This is a genomic window from Vibrio tubiashii ATCC 19109 (assembly GCF_000772105.1).
In the GTDB taxonomy this organism is placed as follows: domain Bacteria; phylum Pseudomonadota; class Gammaproteobacteria; order Enterobacterales; family Vibrionaceae; genus Vibrio; species Vibrio tubiashii.
The window spans coordinates 363,294-381,360 of the sequence record NZ_CP009354.1 but is presented as its reverse complement, the minus strand read 5'-3'; the positions used below and the strand labels follow the sequence as shown (position 1 = coordinate 381,360).

15 protein-coding genes are annotated in these 18,067 nt (G+C 44.3%); 9 read left to right on the top strand and 6 right to left on the bottom strand.

Annotated elements, in window-relative coordinates; all coding sequences use genetic code 11:
• The first annotated feature begins 490 nt into the window (after positions 1 to 490).
• From IX91_RS01895 to IX91_RS01875, 5 genes are all read left to right on the top strand, one after another.
• Positions 491 to 2,443, top strand: a complete 1,953-nt coding sequence (locus IX91_RS01895; RefSeq protein WP_004742545.1) for a PTS mannitol transporter subunit IICBA — start codon at positions 491 to 493, stop codon at positions 2,441 to 2,443.
• A 114-nt stretch (positions 2,444 to 2,557) separates the two neighbouring features.
• A complete protein-coding gene (locus tag IX91_RS01890; protein WP_004742544.1) occupies positions 2,558 to 3,706 on the top strand; it encodes a mannitol-1-phosphate 5-dehydrogenase in 1,149 nt (382 codons plus the stop codon).
• A gap of 59 nt (positions 3,707 to 3,765) precedes the next feature.
• Positions 3,766 to 4,296, top strand: coding sequence for an MltR family transcriptional regulator (locus IX91_RS01885; RefSeq protein ID WP_004742543.1), 531 nt, complete (start codon positions 3,766 to 3,768; stop codon positions 4,294 to 4,296).
• Between the two features lie 55 nt (positions 4,297 to 4,351).
• Entirely contained in the window at positions 4,352 to 5,005 is a 654-nt protein-coding gene (locus tag IX91_RS01880; RefSeq protein WP_004742542.1) for an HAD family hydrolase, read from the top strand.
• A 232-nt stretch (positions 5,006 to 5,237) separates the two neighbouring features.
• On the top strand, positions 5,238 to 6,428 hold the full coding sequence (locus IX91_RS01875; RefSeq protein WP_004742541.1) for a hypothetical protein: 1,191 nt from the start codon (positions 5,238 to 5,240) through the stop codon (positions 6,426 to 6,428).
• Between the two features lie 80 nt (positions 6,429 to 6,508).
• Here IX91_RS01875 and glmS read toward each other — a convergent pair whose 3' ends face one another.
• Both glmS and IX91_RS01865 read right to left on the bottom strand, forming a co-directional pair.
• Positions 6,509 to 8,341 (bottom strand): glutamine--fructose-6-phosphate transaminase (isomerizing), encoded by a 1,833-nt coding sequence (gene glmS, locus IX91_RS01870; RefSeq protein ID WP_004749095.1) that lies wholly within the window; start codon positions 8,339 to 8,341, stop codon positions 6,509 to 6,511.
• 82 nt (positions 8,342 to 8,423) lie between these two features.
• A complete protein-coding gene (locus tag IX91_RS01865; protein WP_004742540.1) occupies positions 8,424 to 9,185 on the bottom strand; it encodes a DeoR/GlpR family DNA-binding transcription regulator in 762 nt (253 codons plus the stop codon).
• 432 nt (positions 9,186 to 9,617) lie between these two features.
• Here IX91_RS01865 and pykF point away from each other — a divergent pair, with 432 nt between their 5' ends.
• Both pykF and IX91_RS01855 read left to right on the top strand, forming a co-directional pair.
• Complete coding sequence (pykF, locus tag IX91_RS01860; protein ID WP_004742539.1) at positions 9,618 to 11,030, top strand: pyruvate kinase PykF; 1,413 nt, start codon at positions 9,618 to 9,620, stop codon at positions 11,028 to 11,030.
• Between the two features lie 210 nt (positions 11,031 to 11,240).
• Positions 11,241 to 11,873: a GntR family transcriptional regulator gene (locus tag IX91_RS01855; RefSeq protein ID WP_050809754.1), complete on the top strand. Its 633-nt coding sequence runs from the start codon at positions 11,241 to 11,243 to the stop codon at positions 11,871 to 11,873.
• Between the two features lie 38 nt (positions 11,874 to 11,911).
• Here IX91_RS01855 and IX91_RS01850 read toward each other — a convergent pair whose 3' ends face one another.
• From IX91_RS01850 to IX91_RS01840, 3 genes are all read right to left on the bottom strand, one after another.
• A complete protein-coding gene (locus tag IX91_RS01850; protein WP_004742537.1) occupies positions 11,912 to 13,795 on the bottom strand; it encodes a GGDEF domain-containing protein in 1,884 nt (627 codons plus the stop codon).
• 124 nt (positions 13,796 to 13,919) lie between these two features.
• Positions 13,920 to 14,615 carry an oxidative stress defense protein gene (locus IX91_RS01845; protein WP_004742536.1) on the bottom strand — a complete coding sequence of 232 codons (696 nt, stop codon included), beginning with the start codon at positions 14,613 to 14,615 and terminating at the stop codon, positions 13,920 to 13,922.
• Between the two features lie 118 nt (positions 14,616 to 14,733).
• A complete protein-coding gene (locus IX91_RS01840; RefSeq protein ID WP_004742535.1) occupies positions 14,734 to 15,630 on the bottom strand; it encodes a LysR family transcriptional regulator ArgP in 897 nt (298 codons plus the stop codon).
• 125 nt (positions 15,631 to 15,755) lie between these two features.
• Between IX91_RS01840 and IX91_RS01835 the strand changes: the two genes are divergently transcribed.
• Together IX91_RS01835 and IX91_RS01830 are read left to right on the top strand one after the other, a co-directional pair.
• On the top strand, positions 15,756 to 16,382 hold the full coding sequence (locus IX91_RS01835; RefSeq protein WP_004742534.1) for a LysE/ArgO family amino acid transporter: 627 nt from the start codon (positions 15,756 to 15,758) through the stop codon (positions 16,380 to 16,382).
• A 7-nt stretch (positions 16,383 to 16,389) separates the two neighbouring features.
• Positions 16,390 to 16,872, top strand: a complete 483-nt coding sequence (locus IX91_RS01830; RefSeq protein WP_004742533.1) for a YbaK/EbsC family protein — start codon at positions 16,390 to 16,392, stop codon at positions 16,870 to 16,872.
• Positions 16,873 to 16,917: 45 nt separating this feature from the next.
• Here the strand turns inward: IX91_RS01830 and mscS are convergent, their stop codons facing one another.
• Entirely contained in the window at positions 16,918 to 17,784 is an 867-nt protein-coding gene (mscS, locus tag IX91_RS01825) for a small-conductance mechanosensitive channel MscS (RefSeq protein ID WP_004742532.1), read from the bottom strand.
• Positions 17,785 to 18,067: the final 283 nt, after the last annotated feature.

Sequence of the window (18,067 nt, the reverse complement as noted above, 5' to 3'; positions counted from 1 at the left end):
GGAGACTCTGCCACGTAATCTGCCTTAAATAACGACAAGCTTACTTGGCTAGACGGAGGGTTTGATGTGTTACTTAGTTACAGAAAGAAGCCCGATGTGATAACGATCACAATCACACGCCTAACCACCCCACAACAAAATCAAACAAAGATCACATTAATAGTTAATTCGAATAATCAAAGAAGACACAAGGTGATCTAGATCACCAAGCATTGAGATATTAAAAAATCAAAAACAAGATATTGATCGACTAATATTTATTGACAAAAGAGTAAGTTCTAATTTGTAAAAAAGTTACACACGAAATACTTGAACTAGATCGCTTAAATACTATTAGGTAGAAGTGTTTTATTTGCGACTAATCACAAAAAACCCGTTGTCAGTTCCAAACTGAATTTGTGTGGTAAATTGATTGGGTACTAAGCAATCAAGCGGTTTTGGCGAACCGTACTACTACAATATTCATCAGAACATCGAACGGGGAACTCTTATGATATCACCAGATGCTAAGATCAAGATACAAAATTTTGGTCGTTTTCTGTCTAACATGGTAATGCCGAATATCGGTGCGTTTATCGCATGGGGCTTTATCACGGCACTCTTTATTCCAACTGGCTGGCTACCTAATGAAACGCTAGCAGCTATGGTTGGCCCAATGATCACTTACTTACTACCGCTCCTTATCGGTTATACCGGTGGTAAACTTGTTGGTGGCGATCGTGGTGCGGTTGTTGGTGCCATCACGACCATGGGCGTCATCGTTGGTACTGATATACCAATGTTTATGGGCGCGATGATGGTCGGCCCTCTGGGTGGTTGGGCAATTAAGAAATTCGACAACTACATTGATGGCAAAGTGAAAAGCGGCTTTGAAATGTTGGTCAACAACTTCTCTGCTGGCATCATCGGTATGCTATGCGCTATTTTGGCATTCATGTTCATTGGACCTTTTGTCAAAATTCTTTCTGGTGGCCTAGCGGCTGGCGTTAACTTCCTAGTCTCAGCACACCTTCTACCTTTGACCTCTATTTTTGTTGAGCCAGCGAAGATTCTGTTCCTCAACAATGCGATCAACCACGGAATATTCTCACCACTAGGTATTCAGCAAGCTTCTGAAGCCGGTCAGTCGATCTTTTTCCTAATCGAAGCAAACCCAGGTCCTGGTTTAGGTATTCTGTTGGCTTACATGGTTTTCGGTAAAGGTACTGCTCGTCAAACTGCAGGTGGAGCTTCAATCATTCACTTCTTTGGCGGTATCCACGAGATTTACTTCCCGTATATCCTAATGAACCCGCGTCTTATCCTAGCTGCAATTGCTGGCGGTATGACAGGCGTATTCGTACTCGTCATGTTTAATGCGGGTATCGTCTCTCCAGCTTCTCCAGGTTCTATTTTTGCCATTCTATTGATGACGCAGAAAGGCTCTATCGTTGGTGTATTAGCTTCTATTGCAGCCGCTACTGGTGTTTCATTTACAGTTGCTGCCTTGCTGATGAAAACTCAAACATCAACGGAAGAAGATGGCGACAAAGCGGCATTAGAAAAAGCCACTTCGCAAATGAAAGAAATGAAGTCTGGCGCAAAATCAGAATCAACAGTCAACGCTCAAAACAAAGGCAACATCGATCTTGCAAACGTAACCAGCATTATTGTCGCTTGTGACGCTGGTATGGGCTCTAGCGCGATGGGCGCGAGCATGCTGCGTAAAAAAGTCCAAGATGCAGGTCTAAACATTGGTGTAAACAATCTAGCCATTAATAGCCTAACTGAGAGCGCTGATATCGTGATTACCCACAAAGATCTAACGGATCGTGCTCGCAAGCATGCTCCGAATGCCCACCATATTTCTCTGACTAACTTCTTAAACAGTGAAATGTACAACCAACTCGTCACTAAGCTTCTTGCTGCTCAGAAAGGGGCAGCCGCAAATGATGAGCACAACGCCAAAGTCTCTGTACTCGCAGCCAATGATGACAGCTATGAGCCGCAGCAGCCTTCTGTTTTCCAAATCGCACCAGAAAACATCCATCTAGGATTAACCGCTAGCAACAAAGAAGACGCGATTCGTTTTGCAGGTAACAAACTGGTTGAAATGGGCTACGTAGAACCAGAATACGTTGATGCCATGTTTGAGCGCGAGAAATTGGTCCCAACTTATTTAGGCGAGTCTATTGCTGTCCCTCACGGTACCATTGAAGCAAAAGACAAAGTAAAGAAAACCGGTATTGTCATCTGCCAATATCCAGCAGGTATTCAATTTACTGATGACCAAGGTGATGTCGCCAAACTGGTTATTGGTATTGCCGCTAAAAATGATGAACACATTCAAGTGATCACTACCATCACTAATGCACTCGATGAGCCTGAAGCGATTGAAACGCTAACCAGCACTCAAGATGTGGCCAAGATTCTCAATATTTTAGGGAATCCACAAGCCGCTTAATCCTTCACTCAAAACCTTTGTTCCTGAGAGCAAACGAGGTCGACTGTCACCCCCTATGCAGTTGGCCTCCCCCTAGAGTCGTTAGTTTTTATTCTTTTATTTGGTAGGTAAATTATGAAAAATGCAGTTCATTTTGGTGCAGGCAATATCGGTCGCGGTTTTATTGGAAAGCTACTTGCTGACGCGGATGTTGAAGTCACGTTCGCCGATGTGGATACTCCGCTTGTCGATCAACTCAGTCACAAACAAGAGTACAAGGTTAAAGTTGTGGGCACTGAGTGCCAAATCGAGACCGTTACTCACGTGACTGCGGTCAACTCAGCAAGTGAAGATGTGATTGAACGTATAGCGAAAACCGATTTGGTCACCACCGCCGTTGGTCCAAATGTGTTGGATATCATTGCGAAAACGATCGCAACAGGTATCACAAAGCGCTTTGAATCTGGTAATGAATCACCGCTCAATATTATCGCCTGCGAAAACATGGTTCGTGGCACCACTCACCTCAAAGGCGAAGTCTATAAACACCTAGATAACACACTGCATGGTAAAGCTGATGACTTGGTTGGCTTTGTCGACTCAGCCGTTGACCGTATTGTGCCACCCGCAGAAGCCGCCAACGATGATCCACTTGAAGTCACTGTTGAAAGCTTTAGCGAGTGGATTGTTGACGAGCAGCAGTTTAAAGGTGAAATTCCCGACATTTCTGGAATGGAGAAAACCGATAACCTAATGGCCTTCGTTGAGCGTAAGTTGTTTACTCTCAATACTGGTCACTGCATCACGGCTTATTTAGGTTGCTTGAATGGTCACCAAACCATTCGTCAGGCTATTGAAGACCCAGACATTAGAGCGGATGTAAAACAAGCAATGTTCGAAAGTGGTGAAGTCCTGATTCGTCGCTATGGCTTTGATCGCGAATTACACAACGCTTATATCGAAAAAATTCTAAGTCGATTCGCTAATCCATATTTGGTTGATGAAGTCGACCGCGTTGGCCGCCAACCAATTCGCAAATTAGGCGCAAATGATAGATTAGTGAAGCCATTACTAGGTACAATTGAGTATGGCACTGAAAATCAAACGCTTTTAAAGGGTATCGCCGCAGCTCTCAAGTATAAGAGTGAGGATGACCCACAAGCAATTGAGCTACAAACCTCTTTGCAAGAACATGGCATTCGCCACACGCTAGCAAGGTACACAGGTTTGGATGAAAACAGCGAAGAAGTCGCGCAAATCGAATCCTTTTTCGCAGCACTATAACAACAAATACGGGGAGGAGAACTCTCCTCCTCTATCAACAAAAAGTTTTAGTTCAGTATATGGCAGACAAAATTAATGAAACCGACATTATAGAGCGATTAAATAGCGCCCCATCGGTACGCGGCTTTTTTATTGCTGCCGTTGACGTATTTAATGACTCAATTGATGCACTGATGCAAAGAATCTTTCAGAAAGATAACTTTGCGGTGCAGTCGGTTGTTGGTCCGTTGCTCCATGACTCCGGTCCATTAGGCGATTTATCTGTCCGTTTGAAGTTACTGTTTGGCTTAGGTGTTCTACCTAATGATGTCTATCACGACATAGAAGACATCATCAGAATTAAAAATGAACTTAACAGTGACGCTGCTGATTATCAGTTCACTGATCCTAACGTTTTACAACCAATCAAAAAGCTCAACTTGGTTAAAAAAATGGGCATGGTACAGCTTGAAGTCGCCGAACCTGATGACGACATAGATCTTGATTTCTACCAGCTACAGCTTCAACGTCAACAACAGATCATAAAGTCAGGGCTCTCACTGGCAATTGTCGAGATATGTAATGAACTCGACAAAGAGAGCCCATTCTAATAACAACGACGACTTACCATTGTCAGCCTCCTATTGACTTACAACAGGAGACATCATGTTAAAAGCGGTTCTTTTCGATATGGATGGGCTTATCTTTGATACCGAGTCCATCTACAAACTGAGCTGGCAGTATGCCGCTAGTGAACAAAATCTCGATTTAAGCGACGACTTCTATCAACAATTCATCGGTGTTCAAGACCCTGAGTGCGAACGGATTCTCGCAGAGCACTTTCAAAATGCACTCGATCTGTCACGCTATAAACAGGTTCGCGACGACCATTTTCATCGCTTAAGATCCAATGGCATCGCTTTCAAACCCGGTTTTGACCAACTATTCCAAGACATTAAGCGACGTGGACTCGCAACAGCCATTGTCACCTCCTCACACCTTGCTGAGGTCAAATACAACTTCGCCACCAGCGACTACCTACCTCAGTTTGATTTAGTCATCACAGCAGAAGATGTCGAACGCGGTAAACCTTACCCTGACTGCTACCAAATGGCATACACTCGCCTCGGTTTGGAAGCCGAACAGTGTTTAGTTTTAGAAGACTCTAATAACGGAGTAAAAGCGGCACTGGCTGCGGGTTGCCCTGTGGTCATGGTGCCAGATCTCGTTGCTCCATCAGACGAAGTAAACACAGAAGCTATTGTTATGAATTCATTAGAACAGGTTATTCCGCATCTAAATATGCTGATAGATCAGTAATTAGCCTCAATTCCTGATGACAAATTGAAAGTTAAATCCTTCCAACTATTAGACCCATGTAGGATTACAACCAAAGCACCAAATCAATTTGGCTAAGCTCCGTTGTCAGCCTATGCAACTGCATCTAAGTTGATAGTTTAAATGGAGCCAGTTTTCGCCTCACGCAAAGTAATCGTAGTTGAGATGAGAATTAGAGCTCCAAATATAAAGTCAGTTGGATAAGGAAAATAAAATGGAAATAGGCGGTTACGATGAATATCGCTACGAGCAGTTAAGATCTGTGGGAGTCGGTAACCTTACGAAAAGGCTCAAATACCTCAAAATTAATCAAGCGGCTGAGAAAGAGTGTTTAGACGCACTCCATCAGATGGCACTAAATCTCACACAAACCTCATATAGACAACACTGCCAGAACAATAGCCCCACTGAGTGGATGGACATGATGAGAGGCTTTGTCAATCAATACAAGGTGGCACAAAGTATGAGACATCGCTGGTCTGTGCCTGACAGCGTCAGCGCTCGTATTACTGACCTCGAGCAACAAGCTTTGATTGAACAAATGGAGATGGTGACAGCTCTGTCTTTTTATACGTTCAACTCTAACACCATCAATACTGAGATGACCGGCTACACCACTAAAGGCAACCAGCTTAAAGATGACGCAGTTAAAGTCTGGCGGGCTTACAAAAAGTGGGGACAGAACTCAACTACGCGCGTTGATGTACCCGTCTATCGCCAAATTACCGTGCCAAATCCGCAAAACTCGGCTTGGTGGAAGTACGCCAATGAAATAGTCAACGGCGCCAATCCTAAAGGTCCGGTTGGGACAATAAAAAGTAGTCGCTACTTATCATGCAGCTTCCACAAAGGGTTTATTGAGGGAGCCTGCTTCCCTGTTTACAAAAACACCGAAGGTATCCTTAACTTCGTTATACGTCGTGCTCAAGGGGTCAATATCAGTGCATTTAGCGGTTACAACAGTACTAACTTAGCTAACCGATTAGATGAGACAGCAGTAAGACTATTAAATCTAAACGACAATTCAATTAAAAGCATCCCTGATTACGAAAAGAAATACGTCACTGATGTGATAGAGAAAAGCAAAACGCTCTACCTTGAAAGACGCCGAAGAAATAAGATGAAGCAAGGCTATGAGAATCTCGCCAAACTGATGGAATTCAAAGACCAAGAATCGGCAATCGCAGTCCAAGCCGAGTTTTTGTTGCCTCCTGCTGCGCAGTTAACGGTAGACAGAATTGTCAAAAAACCAGCCTACCCAAGTGCAGCTAACGTACCAGTGCTAGAAGTACACTGCACGTATGTTCGCAGCCTAGAGAAAGGGAATGGCTTACCGCAGATTCTTGCTCCGAGCGACCAGTCTATGTTTCTTGGCCCAATTACCCTCTATCCTGCCAATGGTTGACCTAGTTTCTAACAGGGCATGTAAACAAAAATGGTGGCCTAACAGCCACCATTTTCTAATTGCTAGCCTTCGCTAGACTGTTACTCAACCGTCACCGCTTTCGCTAGGTTACGTGGTTGGTCCACATCCGTTCCTTTAATCAAAGCAACGTAGTAAGACAGAAGCTGCATCGGGATGGTGTAGTAAATCGGTGCCGTGATCTCGCTGACGTGCGGCATAGTGATGATCTTCATTGTCTCATCAGCTTCAAAGCCCGCATCTGCATCGGCGAATACATATAATAAACCACCACGTGCACGAACTTCTTCAACGTTCGATTTTAGCTTCTCTAACAACTCGTTACTTGGCGCGACCACAACAACTGGCATATCAGCATCAATCAGCGCCAGTGGACCGTGCTTTAGTTCGCCTGCTGCGTATGCTTCAGCGTGGATGTAAGAGATCTCTTTTAGTTTAAGAGAGGCTTCCATAGCAATCGGGTAAAACTCACCACGACCTAAGAACAGTGTATGGTGCTTGTCAGCAAAATCTGTCGCCAACTCTTCAATGTCTTTCTCAAAAGAGAGAGCAGCATTGATTTGCTTAGGTAGTGCATGCAGCGCTTCAACAATCTCTTGCTCTTTTTCTTTGCTGATACGATTTTGTTGCTTACCTAGCGCAGTCACTAACATCAGTAAGGCTGAAAGCTGAGTGGTAAAGGCTTTGGTTGACGCCACACCGATCTCTACGCCAGCACGTGTCATAAAGGCAAAATCAGACTCACGAACCAGCGAAGAGCCAGCAACGTTACAAATCGTCATTGCAGCCATATAGCCTTTCTCTTTAGCTAGGCGCAGAGCTGCCAAGGTATCAGCCGTTTCACCGGATTGAGAAAGCGTGATTAACAGACTGTTAGGACGCGTCACAAATTTGCGGTAACGGAACTCAGAAGCAATTTCTACGTCACAGCTTACGCCAGCGAGATCTTCAAACCAGTAACGAGCTGTCATACCTGCATTGTAAGAAGTACCACACGCAACAATTTGTACATGCTCGACTTTGCTTAGGATTTCCGCTGCGTTAACACCGATAGCTTCTGTTACCACAGAGTCTGCCGTAATACGGCCTTCCATGGTGTTGATCAGTGCCGTTGGCTGCTCATAAATCTCTTTTTGCATGAAGTGACGGTACTGGCCTTTGTCACCCGCATCATGCTCAGCGTTAGATTCCGTAATCTCACGTTCTACACGCTCACCTGAAGCATCAAATACCGTTACTTCACGGCGAGTGATTTCCGCAACGTCACCTTCTTCTAGATACATAAAGCGGCGAGTCACGTTAAGCAGAGCAAGTTGGTCAGAGGCAAGGAAGTTCTCACCAACACCAAAACCAATCACGATTGGGCTGCCTGAACGAGCTACGACAATACGCGAAGGATCTTTACGATCCAATGCCACAGTGCCGTAAGCACCTTCAAGTTGCTTCGCGGTCTTTTGGACTGCTTCCAATAGTGTCTCAGAGCTACGCAGCTCCCACTCAACCATATGAGCGATTACTTCAGTATCTGTTTGAGACTCAAATACATAACCGCGAGACTTAAGTAGCTCACGCAGTTCTTCGTGGTTTTCAATAATACCGTTGTGCACCACTGCAATGTCGCCTGACATATGTGGGTGGGCATTCGCTTCAGAAGGTTCACCATGAGTCGCCCAGCGAGTGTGCGCAATACCTGTGCCGCCGACAACTTGTGCCGAATCTACCGCGTCTGCTAGCTCTTGCACTTTACCAAGGCGACGGACGCGAGTTAGGTTTGACTCACCATCAACAATCGCCACACCCGCAGAATCATAACCACGGTATTCAAGGCGACGTAATCCTTCTACTAAAATTTCAGCGACATCTCGTTGTGCAACAGCACCGACGATTCCACACATATTCAACTCCAATTTGTTGATTCCGATAGGCAGCAAGCAAAGGCCAGATTCGGAGAAGTAAGATTAAAAAATTTGTTTAACGTTATGCACAAAGCACTTTGACGCCATGAGATTCAATTTTTGTTTTTAACTCTGGGTCTAAGTCTTTGTTGGTAATCAAGATATCGATGGCATCCCAAGCTAACTCTAAGTTAGGGATCTTTCTGCCGATCTTTTCCGACTCGACCATGACGATGACCTCGCGTGACACCTCAGCCATCACTTTACTTAGGCCAACGAGCTCATTGAAGGTGGTGGTCCCGCGCTCAAGATCGACACCGTCTGCGCCAATAAATAACTGGTCAAAGTCATATGAGCGTAGAACAGATTCTGCAACTTGACCTTGAAACGACTCAGAGTGTGCATCCCAAGTTCCGCCTGTCATCAATAGAGTCGGTTCGCTTTCAAGCTCATTCAGCGCGTTAGCGACATTAAGAGAATTGGTCATCACCACCAAACCGCGCATGCCATCAAGCATTTTGATCAGAGCGCCAGTTGTACTGCCACTGTCGATCACAATACGGTTATGCTCGCGGATCAGCTTAACCGCCGCCTCCGCCAATTCGTTCTTTCGAATCGAAACATTTTCGTTCATTTCGTCGCTTACCACTTCTTTGGGTAAGGCAATCGCACCACCATAGCGACGAAGAAGCTGACCATTTTTTTCTAGCGAAGCAAGATCCTTTCTAATCGTCACCTCAGAGGTTTCAAATTGAACAGAAAGTGCTTCAACGCTGACCTCTCCTTTCTCATTTACTAGATTAGAAATAGCGTGTCTTCTTAGCTGAGTGTTTCGTTTCGACATTTAATTTATACATTCAAGTTTCGAACTGAAAGAAATTATAGTCAAGTCGAAACATTCATGTCCATTTATTTCGATCCAAAAAATTAATATTTAGCGCAAAAACCTTGTCCTAAGACAATTGTTAAGCAGTGATATTGAAATCATTAGGTGGTAGAATTCGCACCCTAAAAGAAAAAAAATTACAGAATTGACCGTTATTTTTTTGCAATCTAGCCACTATATCCTAGTGTTGTCACAAAAATACGGCGTTGAACGGCATTAAGTTGGTCATAAAATGACTAAACTATGTGAAAGACTTTCAGTTCTGGAGCCAACTAGATGTAATGCTGTCATGAAGAGTTGGCAGGCACAAAATGCCTATTCGACAGCCTTGGTTTCAGACCAATAACCGACTTTCAAATTGTAACTATTATCGACCGGAGAGTATCTTCCATGAAAAAGACCAAAATCGTATGTACGATTGGCCCTAAAACTGAATCTGTAGAGAAGCTAACTGAACTAGTAAACGCAGGCATGAACGTAATGCGCCTGAACTTCTCTCACGGTGACTACGAAGAGCACGGCACTCGTATCGCGAACTTCCGCAAAGTAATGGAAGAGTCTGGTAAGCAGCTTGCTATCCTTCTAGATACTAAAGGTCCAGAAATCCGTACTATCAAACTAGAAAACGGCGACGACGTTGATCTAGTAGCTGGTCAAGAGTTCACTTTCACAACTGATATCTCAGTTGTAGGTAACAAAGATAAAGTAGCAGTGACTTACGCTGGTTTCGCAGCAGACCTAAACGTTGGTAACACTATCCTAGTAGACGACGGTCTAATCGAAATGGAAGTACTTGCTACTTCTGAAACTGAAGTTAAGTGTAAAGTTCTTAACAACGGAGCACTAGGTGAAAACAAAGGTGTTAACCTACCAGGCGTTTCAGTAAACCTACCTGCTCTATCTGAAAAAGATAAGAACGACCTTAAGTTTGGTTGTGAGCAAGGCGTTGACTTCGTTGCAGCTTCATTCATCCGTAAAGCTTCTGACGTTCAAGAAATCCGTGAAGTACTTGCTGCAAACGGTGGCGAGAACATCCACATCATCTCTAAGATCGAAAACCAAGAAGGTGTTGATAACTTCGACGAGATCCTAGAGCTTTCTGACGGCATCATGGTTGCTCGTGGTGACCTAGGTGTTGAAATTCCAGCTGAAGAAGTAATCTTCGCTCAGAAGATGATGATCGAGAAGTGTAACCGTGCACGTAAGATGGTTATCACTGCAACTCAAATGCTTGATTCTATGATCAACAACCCACGCCCTACTCGTGCGGAAGCAGGCGACGTTGCTAACGCAGTAATGGACGGTACTGACGCAGTGATGCTTTCTGGCGAAACTGCAAAAGGTAAGTACCCTGTTGAAGCGGTAACTATCATGGCTCAAATCGCGAACCGTACTGATTCAGCACTAAAAGCTGAGCTTGGCTCTCGCCTAGATAGCCCACGTCTACGCATCACTGAAGCAGTATGTAAAGGCGCAGTTGATACAGCTGAGAAACTAGCAGCTCCTCTAATCGTTGTTGCAACTGAAGGTGGTAAATCAGCACGTTCAGTACGTAAGTACTTCCCAACAGCGAACATCCTAGCGCTTACAACTAACACTAAGACAGCAGCACAGCTAGTTCTAACTAAAGGTGTTACTCCAGTTGTTGTTGATTCTATCGAGAACACAGACGCGTTCTACGTAGCAGGTAAAGAACTTGCACTAGAGTCTGGCCTAGGTAACAAAGGCGACATCGTTGTTATGGTATCTGGTGCACTAGTTGCTTCTGGTACAACAAACACTGCATCTGTACACGTTCTATAATAAAACGCATACAATTGCACATTCTATTAAAGAGGGCTTAGGCCCTCTTTTTTTATATATTTTTCTTGCCCACCCATTCCGTACGCTGTATTATCAACCAAAATTCAGTACCACATACCGTTTAATAATTATTAGTGGTGTCTTAGTAGCAGTGTAAGTAGTGAGGAATGCATCGTGTCTAGCCCGACGTTAACAGACAAAGTCGCTAAAATGATTGTGCAAGATATTTTGAATGGGCAACTTCAACCAGATGAAAAGCTGGTCGTTGCTGAGCTTAAACAGAGATACGATGTCGGTGCCTCTCCTATCAGAGAAGCACTGGTACAACTTTCTTGGAGCAAGTATGTCAGCTTACAACCGCAAAAAGGTTGTTGGGTTGCGCCTGTCTCTATTGATGAACTGAACGATCTCTATGAAAGCTTACGCTTTATCTCTTCCATTCTCCTCAAGCAAGCGATTGAAGCTGGCGATGAAGGCTGGGAGCTAGAAGTACTGACGTCATTTCATAAGTTGTCGCGCGTACAACACGCAAAAGAAGGCTTTGACTGGCAAGAGTGGGAAGAGCGTCAACATCAGTTCCACATTTCACTCCTCGAAGGGGCACGTTCGAATAACATGCTTGGCTTCTTCAGTGATCTCATCACCCAGATCAAACGTTATCGCTACTACGCAATCGTTAACGGTTTAGAGTATGGCAGTTCTTGCTTAGATGACTACGAACAAATTATGAAGCTAGTATTAGCCAAAGACGGAGAAAAAGCCGCCAAGACACTAGATAGTCACCTAGAGCATAACAGACAGAAAATTCAAGCCATCATTGATGAGCAAGCCGTCGCTGCATAGCGATATGAGATAAGAATCGAGCCAAAAGGCTCGATTTTTTATGCCACCTCTTCGGAGCTAAAACAGACCGACACTCGGTTACGACCAGAAGACTTCGACTCGTAGAGCGCAATATCCGCGCACTTGTAACAACGCGTGCTATCAGCAATAAAATCGGTCACACCAATACTGACGGTGACAGGGATGCTCGCTTCCAAATCAATCGCTATACGTAAGCGCTCTAAGGCCAGTTCAGCCTCTGATATTGAGGTATGAGGCATAATGATCGCAAACTCCTCACCACCGATTCGAGCCACAAAATCTGTCTCACGCAAGGTGGACTCAAGCATCTGAGCCACATTAGTAATGACGCGGTCTCCTTCGTCGTGACCAAGCTCATCATTAACGCGTTTAAAAAAGTCGATATCGAGCAAAGCCAAGCAAGCATTCGAGGTGGCAGGATAACGCTCCATAAGCCGGGCATTACGGCGCAGCTCCAATTCAAACTTACGACGATTCCAAAGCTGGGTGAGCTCATCTCTTTCACTTAAAATACGCAGGCGTTCTTCAAGCTCTTTACGATCACTGATATCGACAATTGAGGTGATGTAATAGCTAACTCGACCTGATTTTGCCAATACACTTTGTACCCGTAGTAACGCAGTGACAGCTCGCTCTTCATCGGCTCTTTGAATACTAATTTCGCCTTCCCATAGCTGTTGATGGGCTACTTGCTCAAAGATCTCTAGCGATAGTTCAATTTGCTCTTCGCCAAGCAAGTGCTTGATGATATTGCGTGAGTGGATATCGCGATGGGCGAGTCCGGTGAGCGCACAAAATTGATCATTAACCATAATCGCACGATGGTTGCGGTCGGAAATAATCACAGCAGACATACCACTCAAGGCTGCACGGGCTAATTGGCTTTCGATACTGCGTTTTCGGTAGTGACCAACGAGTAAAGTACCTGGGATAACGAACGCTAGCATCAAAACGAACACTAAAGTTGCTTCTTGCACTAAAGCTTCGCTCTCATGCTTGGCAATCGCGTCTAACTCTTTGCCATCAAGTTCTATCACCAGATAGAGGGGCTGCTGTGGAGAAAGATAAATCTGATTAAAGACAATCAAACCCTCTTTCTCCATCAGGTAACCCGACTTATTGTGTTGCATCATCTGCCAAGTGACAGGGAAAGAGCGTGCAAAATTGTGCTCATTTCTCTCTTTGACTAAATGACCATATAGCTCATTGAGGCTTGAACCCGCCAAATAAAAGCCCTGCTCACCAATAAGCTCGGGGCTAAATCGCTCATCGGGCGAATAGTTTAAACGAGATGAAAGATAGCGAACATCAATATTGAGGACCAAATAACCTGCTCGGCTTCCAGCGACATAGACAGGTGTAATTAAGCGCAGCGCGGGCTGATAAGGCTCGACAAGCTTGCCATGTTCATGCTCTAGATCGATTCCCCATACGCCAATATCATTCTCATTCAGAGTTTGAGCGTACAGGTAATAATTTCGCTGTGATTTATCTTGAAGATTTTTTTCGCTCTCAACCTCGGCAACTCCGTCGCTGTAATTGAGGCGAATTTTCTCCATTCCGTTAGTATCTAAAAAACGGATCTGGGTGTACCACTTTTGATTGCTTGCAACTGACGACCAAACCTCTTCAACAACGCCTTTATTGGTCTTTGTCGGCTCTAGTACATACTCATAGAGGTTGCGACTATGAGAAAGCAACTCAATAATCGAGATAAACTGGCTACGAACGCTTTGGTATTCACGCTCACTGTACGCAAGCTGGTGAATCGCCAACTCAGCATTTTGAACAATGATGTCTTTTTCAAGCTGTTGATGTTTCTTGAAATAGTAAAAAGAAACGAGAGAAAAAAAGACCAGCGTAGTAATAGCGAGATATGAAAATACGGATTTACGCTGCATTAGGTGAAGAAGGCTCGTGTCGATAAGGCCGAGCAGTATATCATTTAATCGAAATAGGATTAAAGCCCCTACCGGAAGAAGTAGAATAGGGGCGACTTTACTAGCAATAGAATCACTGAATTGATCAATCGATCTTATAAATCACATCAACGCTATCGCGGATAACGATGGTAGAGTCTTGGTAACTGTTCGATTCTGAACGCGCATCCATAGCCATTGAGCGCAGCAAAACAGGCTGATTGCCAGGCATATTGTAATCAATGCGCCAAACACCATTCAGCTCTTTACCAAAGCCCTCTGCGAGCGACTCGGCCTTGCTGTTGGCATCTTTGATCGCCGCCATTCGTGCCTGCTGTTGATACTTAGCTTGGTCTTTGACTTTTAGCTGAATGTTATCAACTTGATTGATGCCAGAGTTGAGCGCCAGATCTAAGTATTGGTTTAAGTCAGCCAAATCTTCGACCGTCACCGTAACACTGCGTGAAGCTCGGTAGCCTACAAGCTCTGGTTTACCGTCTTTAGGGTAGTGGTATTGAGGGGTAATGTAGAGGTTCGAGCTAGTCACGTCCTGCTTCTCTACGCCCTCTTTGTTTAGAGCATCAAGGAAGGTACGGACAACTTTATCAACCGACTGCTTTGCTTGCTCTGCCGTCATGGTTGACTCTACAACCTTAACCGAGAACTCAGCCATATCGGGTTTGGCGATCACTTCACCATAACCTGTGGTTGATAAATGTGGAAAATCGGGACTATTGGCCAACACGCCAAAACTGCTTAAAGACAGCGACAAAGCTGCAACAACTGTAGGGATAGCTTTCATACTCAATTACCATATGCCATTAACTCAATACATCATAGGCATGGAATAAATCTACACCAAGATCTAGCCATCAGTTCTGACAGAGAATTAACTGAGCACTTACGCGGCTACATACTCGCTATTTCGGCAGCAAATCCTTTGTGTATTCGACAATGGCCTGTGTCACCTGTTTAAGTAAACCCGTTTCAAGTTGCCAATGATGCCAGTAAATACGAAAGCTCATAAAAAAACCCGGCATCAAATCCACTAATTTTCCAGAGGCAAGTTCCCGTTCTATTTGTAGCTTAGGGATCAAGCAATAAGCACATCCCATCAAAGCTAAGTTGACGAAAGCCTCAGAGCTTGCAACATGATGATGCGGCACAGAATCGGGAGAAATATTAAAATGCTGCTTAAGAAAATCACGATGTAGTTCATCATGCTGATCATAAGAGACAGCCGGTGCTTGTTTTAGCCCTTCTCGCGTCACTCCTGTTGGAAAATACTCCTGAGCAAACTCTGGGCTCGCCACACATACATAATCCATCCGACCAATGTATTTCGCTTCACAGCCAACCATGGCTTTGGGCTCCATGCTTAACGCGCCCAAGACTTCGCCATTTTTTAATTTGTCTAACGTTCTCGCTTCCCCATAAACCTCAAGTTCAAACTGAACCCGCCGTGACTTCATAATTGGTGCTAAAGCAGGCAGCAGCCATGTCGCTAAGCTGTCTGCGTTAGTCGCAATAGCCGCGGTTTGTAGACGCTCAGCCGTTTCGTTATCTAGCTCTGGAATCAACTCGGACTCTAGCAATTGGACTTGTTGGTAGAGCGCGAGAAGCTTTTGCCCTATCGGGGTAGGTCTTGGCGGTTGCTCGCGCACTAAAACGGGTTGAGCTAGATACTTTTCTAGCTGTTTTAGTCGTTGCGAAACTGCCGATTGAGAGACAAACAATGCTTCAGCGGCACGCTCAAAATTACCACTACTGATCACCGCCTCTAGAGCTTCTATCCACCGATAATCCAAGCCACGCATCTTTTATTCCTCTCTACGACCAGTTTATTAGATAGTCTAATATAGTATAAAAATTATTAAATATACTTATTTTGACAGTTTACTTATCTTCTCGCCATATCAGTTAATTTGTTGGAGAGAAAGCCGTGAACTTTTGGCTACTACTACAAGGCTTTGGCCTAGGCGCAAGTATGATCATCCCTATTGGCGCCCAAAACGCTTACGTACTAAATCAAGGCATTAAGCGCCATCACCACCTTACAACCGCGACGATCTGCAGTGTGCTTGATATTGTATTTATTTCGCTCGGAATCTTCGGTGGCGGTGCTCTGCTATCACAAAATGAAACCTTGCTCATGTTGGTCACTCTCGGTGGTATTACTTTTCTTGCTGTGTATGGCTCACTATCACTCAAAAGCGCTTTTACACCACAAGCGGAAGAGACTCAGCTCAACCAGACACTCAGAGGTAAGCGCGCTGTCATTCTAGGCGCTTTAGCAGTGACGGTACTGAACCCTCACCTTTACCTTGATACTGTGGTGATTCTCGGCTCAATAGGCGGCCAATTTGAAGGCCAAGATCGTATCGCATTTGCCATCGGCACCATGATGGCTTCGCTAGTGTGGTTCTTCTCTCTTTCAATTGGCGCGGCCAAGCTCGGTCCCACTTTGTCACAACCGCGAGTTAAGCAAGGTATTGATATTGTGGTTGCGATTATGATGTACGTGATTGCCGCCTTGTTGGCAAAAGAGTTATTCAATCAGTTAATGTAGGTGATGTATGAACAAGCTGGATGCTATTTATCAGTTCAACAAAAAGCTCTTAGAGCAATTGAATGTTGATTATCAAGAGTGGCAACACGAACCTATATTAGATTTTGCCACCGACGAGAAGGTAGCAGAGCAATTAGGTTGGACGGGCACTCATAGTAAAAGCCTATTTCTCAAGCTAAAAGGATCTGGCTATGCGTTGCTTCTCACCGACAAAGATAGCCGTTTAGACACTAAGGGGATTAAAGCCCTAACCGGCAAGCGACCTTCGATAGTCAGCAATGACGAGATGATTGAGCAGATTGGTTGCGTACCGGGAGCGGTGTGCCCTTTCGGTCTGCCTACTGAAGTAGAAATTATTGTGGATAGCAAACTGTATCAACACAATGAAATCTTATATACACCGGGTAAACCAGAGGTGACCTTTGGCATCCCAGCCAACCAATTAAAAACCGTCTTAAGCTCGCTAGAAAATAAAGTGCTAGAAATGTAAAAAGCGAGGCAGTTTGCCTCGCTTTGTTCAATCTACGCTTAGAGATTATGCGTCCACTTTGTTCATATGAACATCCATTTGTGGGAATGGAATCTCGATACCTTCTTTATCTAAGCCTTCTTTGATCGCTTGCATCAAATCGAAGTAGACATTCCAGTAGTCGGCGGTTTTAACCCAAGGACGCACGACAAAGTTAACTGAAGAGTCAGCTAGTGTATGCACGCCAACCTGTACACCAGGCTCTTTAAGAATGCGCTCATCTGATTCACAAATCTTTGTCAGTAGCTCTTTGGTCTTCTGTAGATCTGCGCTGTAAGAAACACCAATCATCAGATCAATTCGGCGTGTTTCATGACGTGAGTAGTTAGTGATTGGGCTACCAATTACACTACCATTCGGCACTACGACCATTTTGTTGTCTGGTGTAGTTAGCACGGTTTGGAAAATCTGGATTGAATCTACCGAGCCTGCCACACCACCAATTTCCACGTAGTCACCCGACTTAAATGGACGGAAAGCAACAATAAGCACACCAGCAGCAAAGTTAGAAAGTGAGCCCTGTAGAGCTAAGCCTACAGCTAAGCCAGCCGCACCGATAACAGCAACCACAGACGCGGTTTGTACACCTAAACGACCTAGTGCCGCAATCAGCACAATAACAAATAGAAGGTAACGAACCAGACCATGGATAAACTCAACAACCGCTTTATCCATCTTCTTCTTGTTTAAAACTTTAGCCACACTGTTGGCGACCATTTTAACTATGATGTTACCGATAAATAAGATCAGAACAGCGGAAATAATGTTCACGCCATACTGCACTAAAAGATCGGAATTGTTAGTCAACCACTGCTCGGCATGACTTAAACCATCAACCAAAGGAGTTTCAATCCCTGCTGATTCACCCGCCATAATTTCTATCCTCTCAATAAAATGATTCTATGAACCAAACTGCTTTTAATTACCAATCAGAAACAACATCCCTATACATTCACTGAAGCAATGTCAGCTTTTTGGCACGATATCTCATTTTTGACTAATCTCAAAGTTATGTTTTTGCAAAGAGAGCAAAAACAAAAACTTATCAGAATTCTCTGATATCGACACATTACAGGTTACGCAACAAATTTCTATTTCGCCATCACTTTCATCTCGCAAGCAGATAACTTTACTGAATAACAGACATAAAAAAACC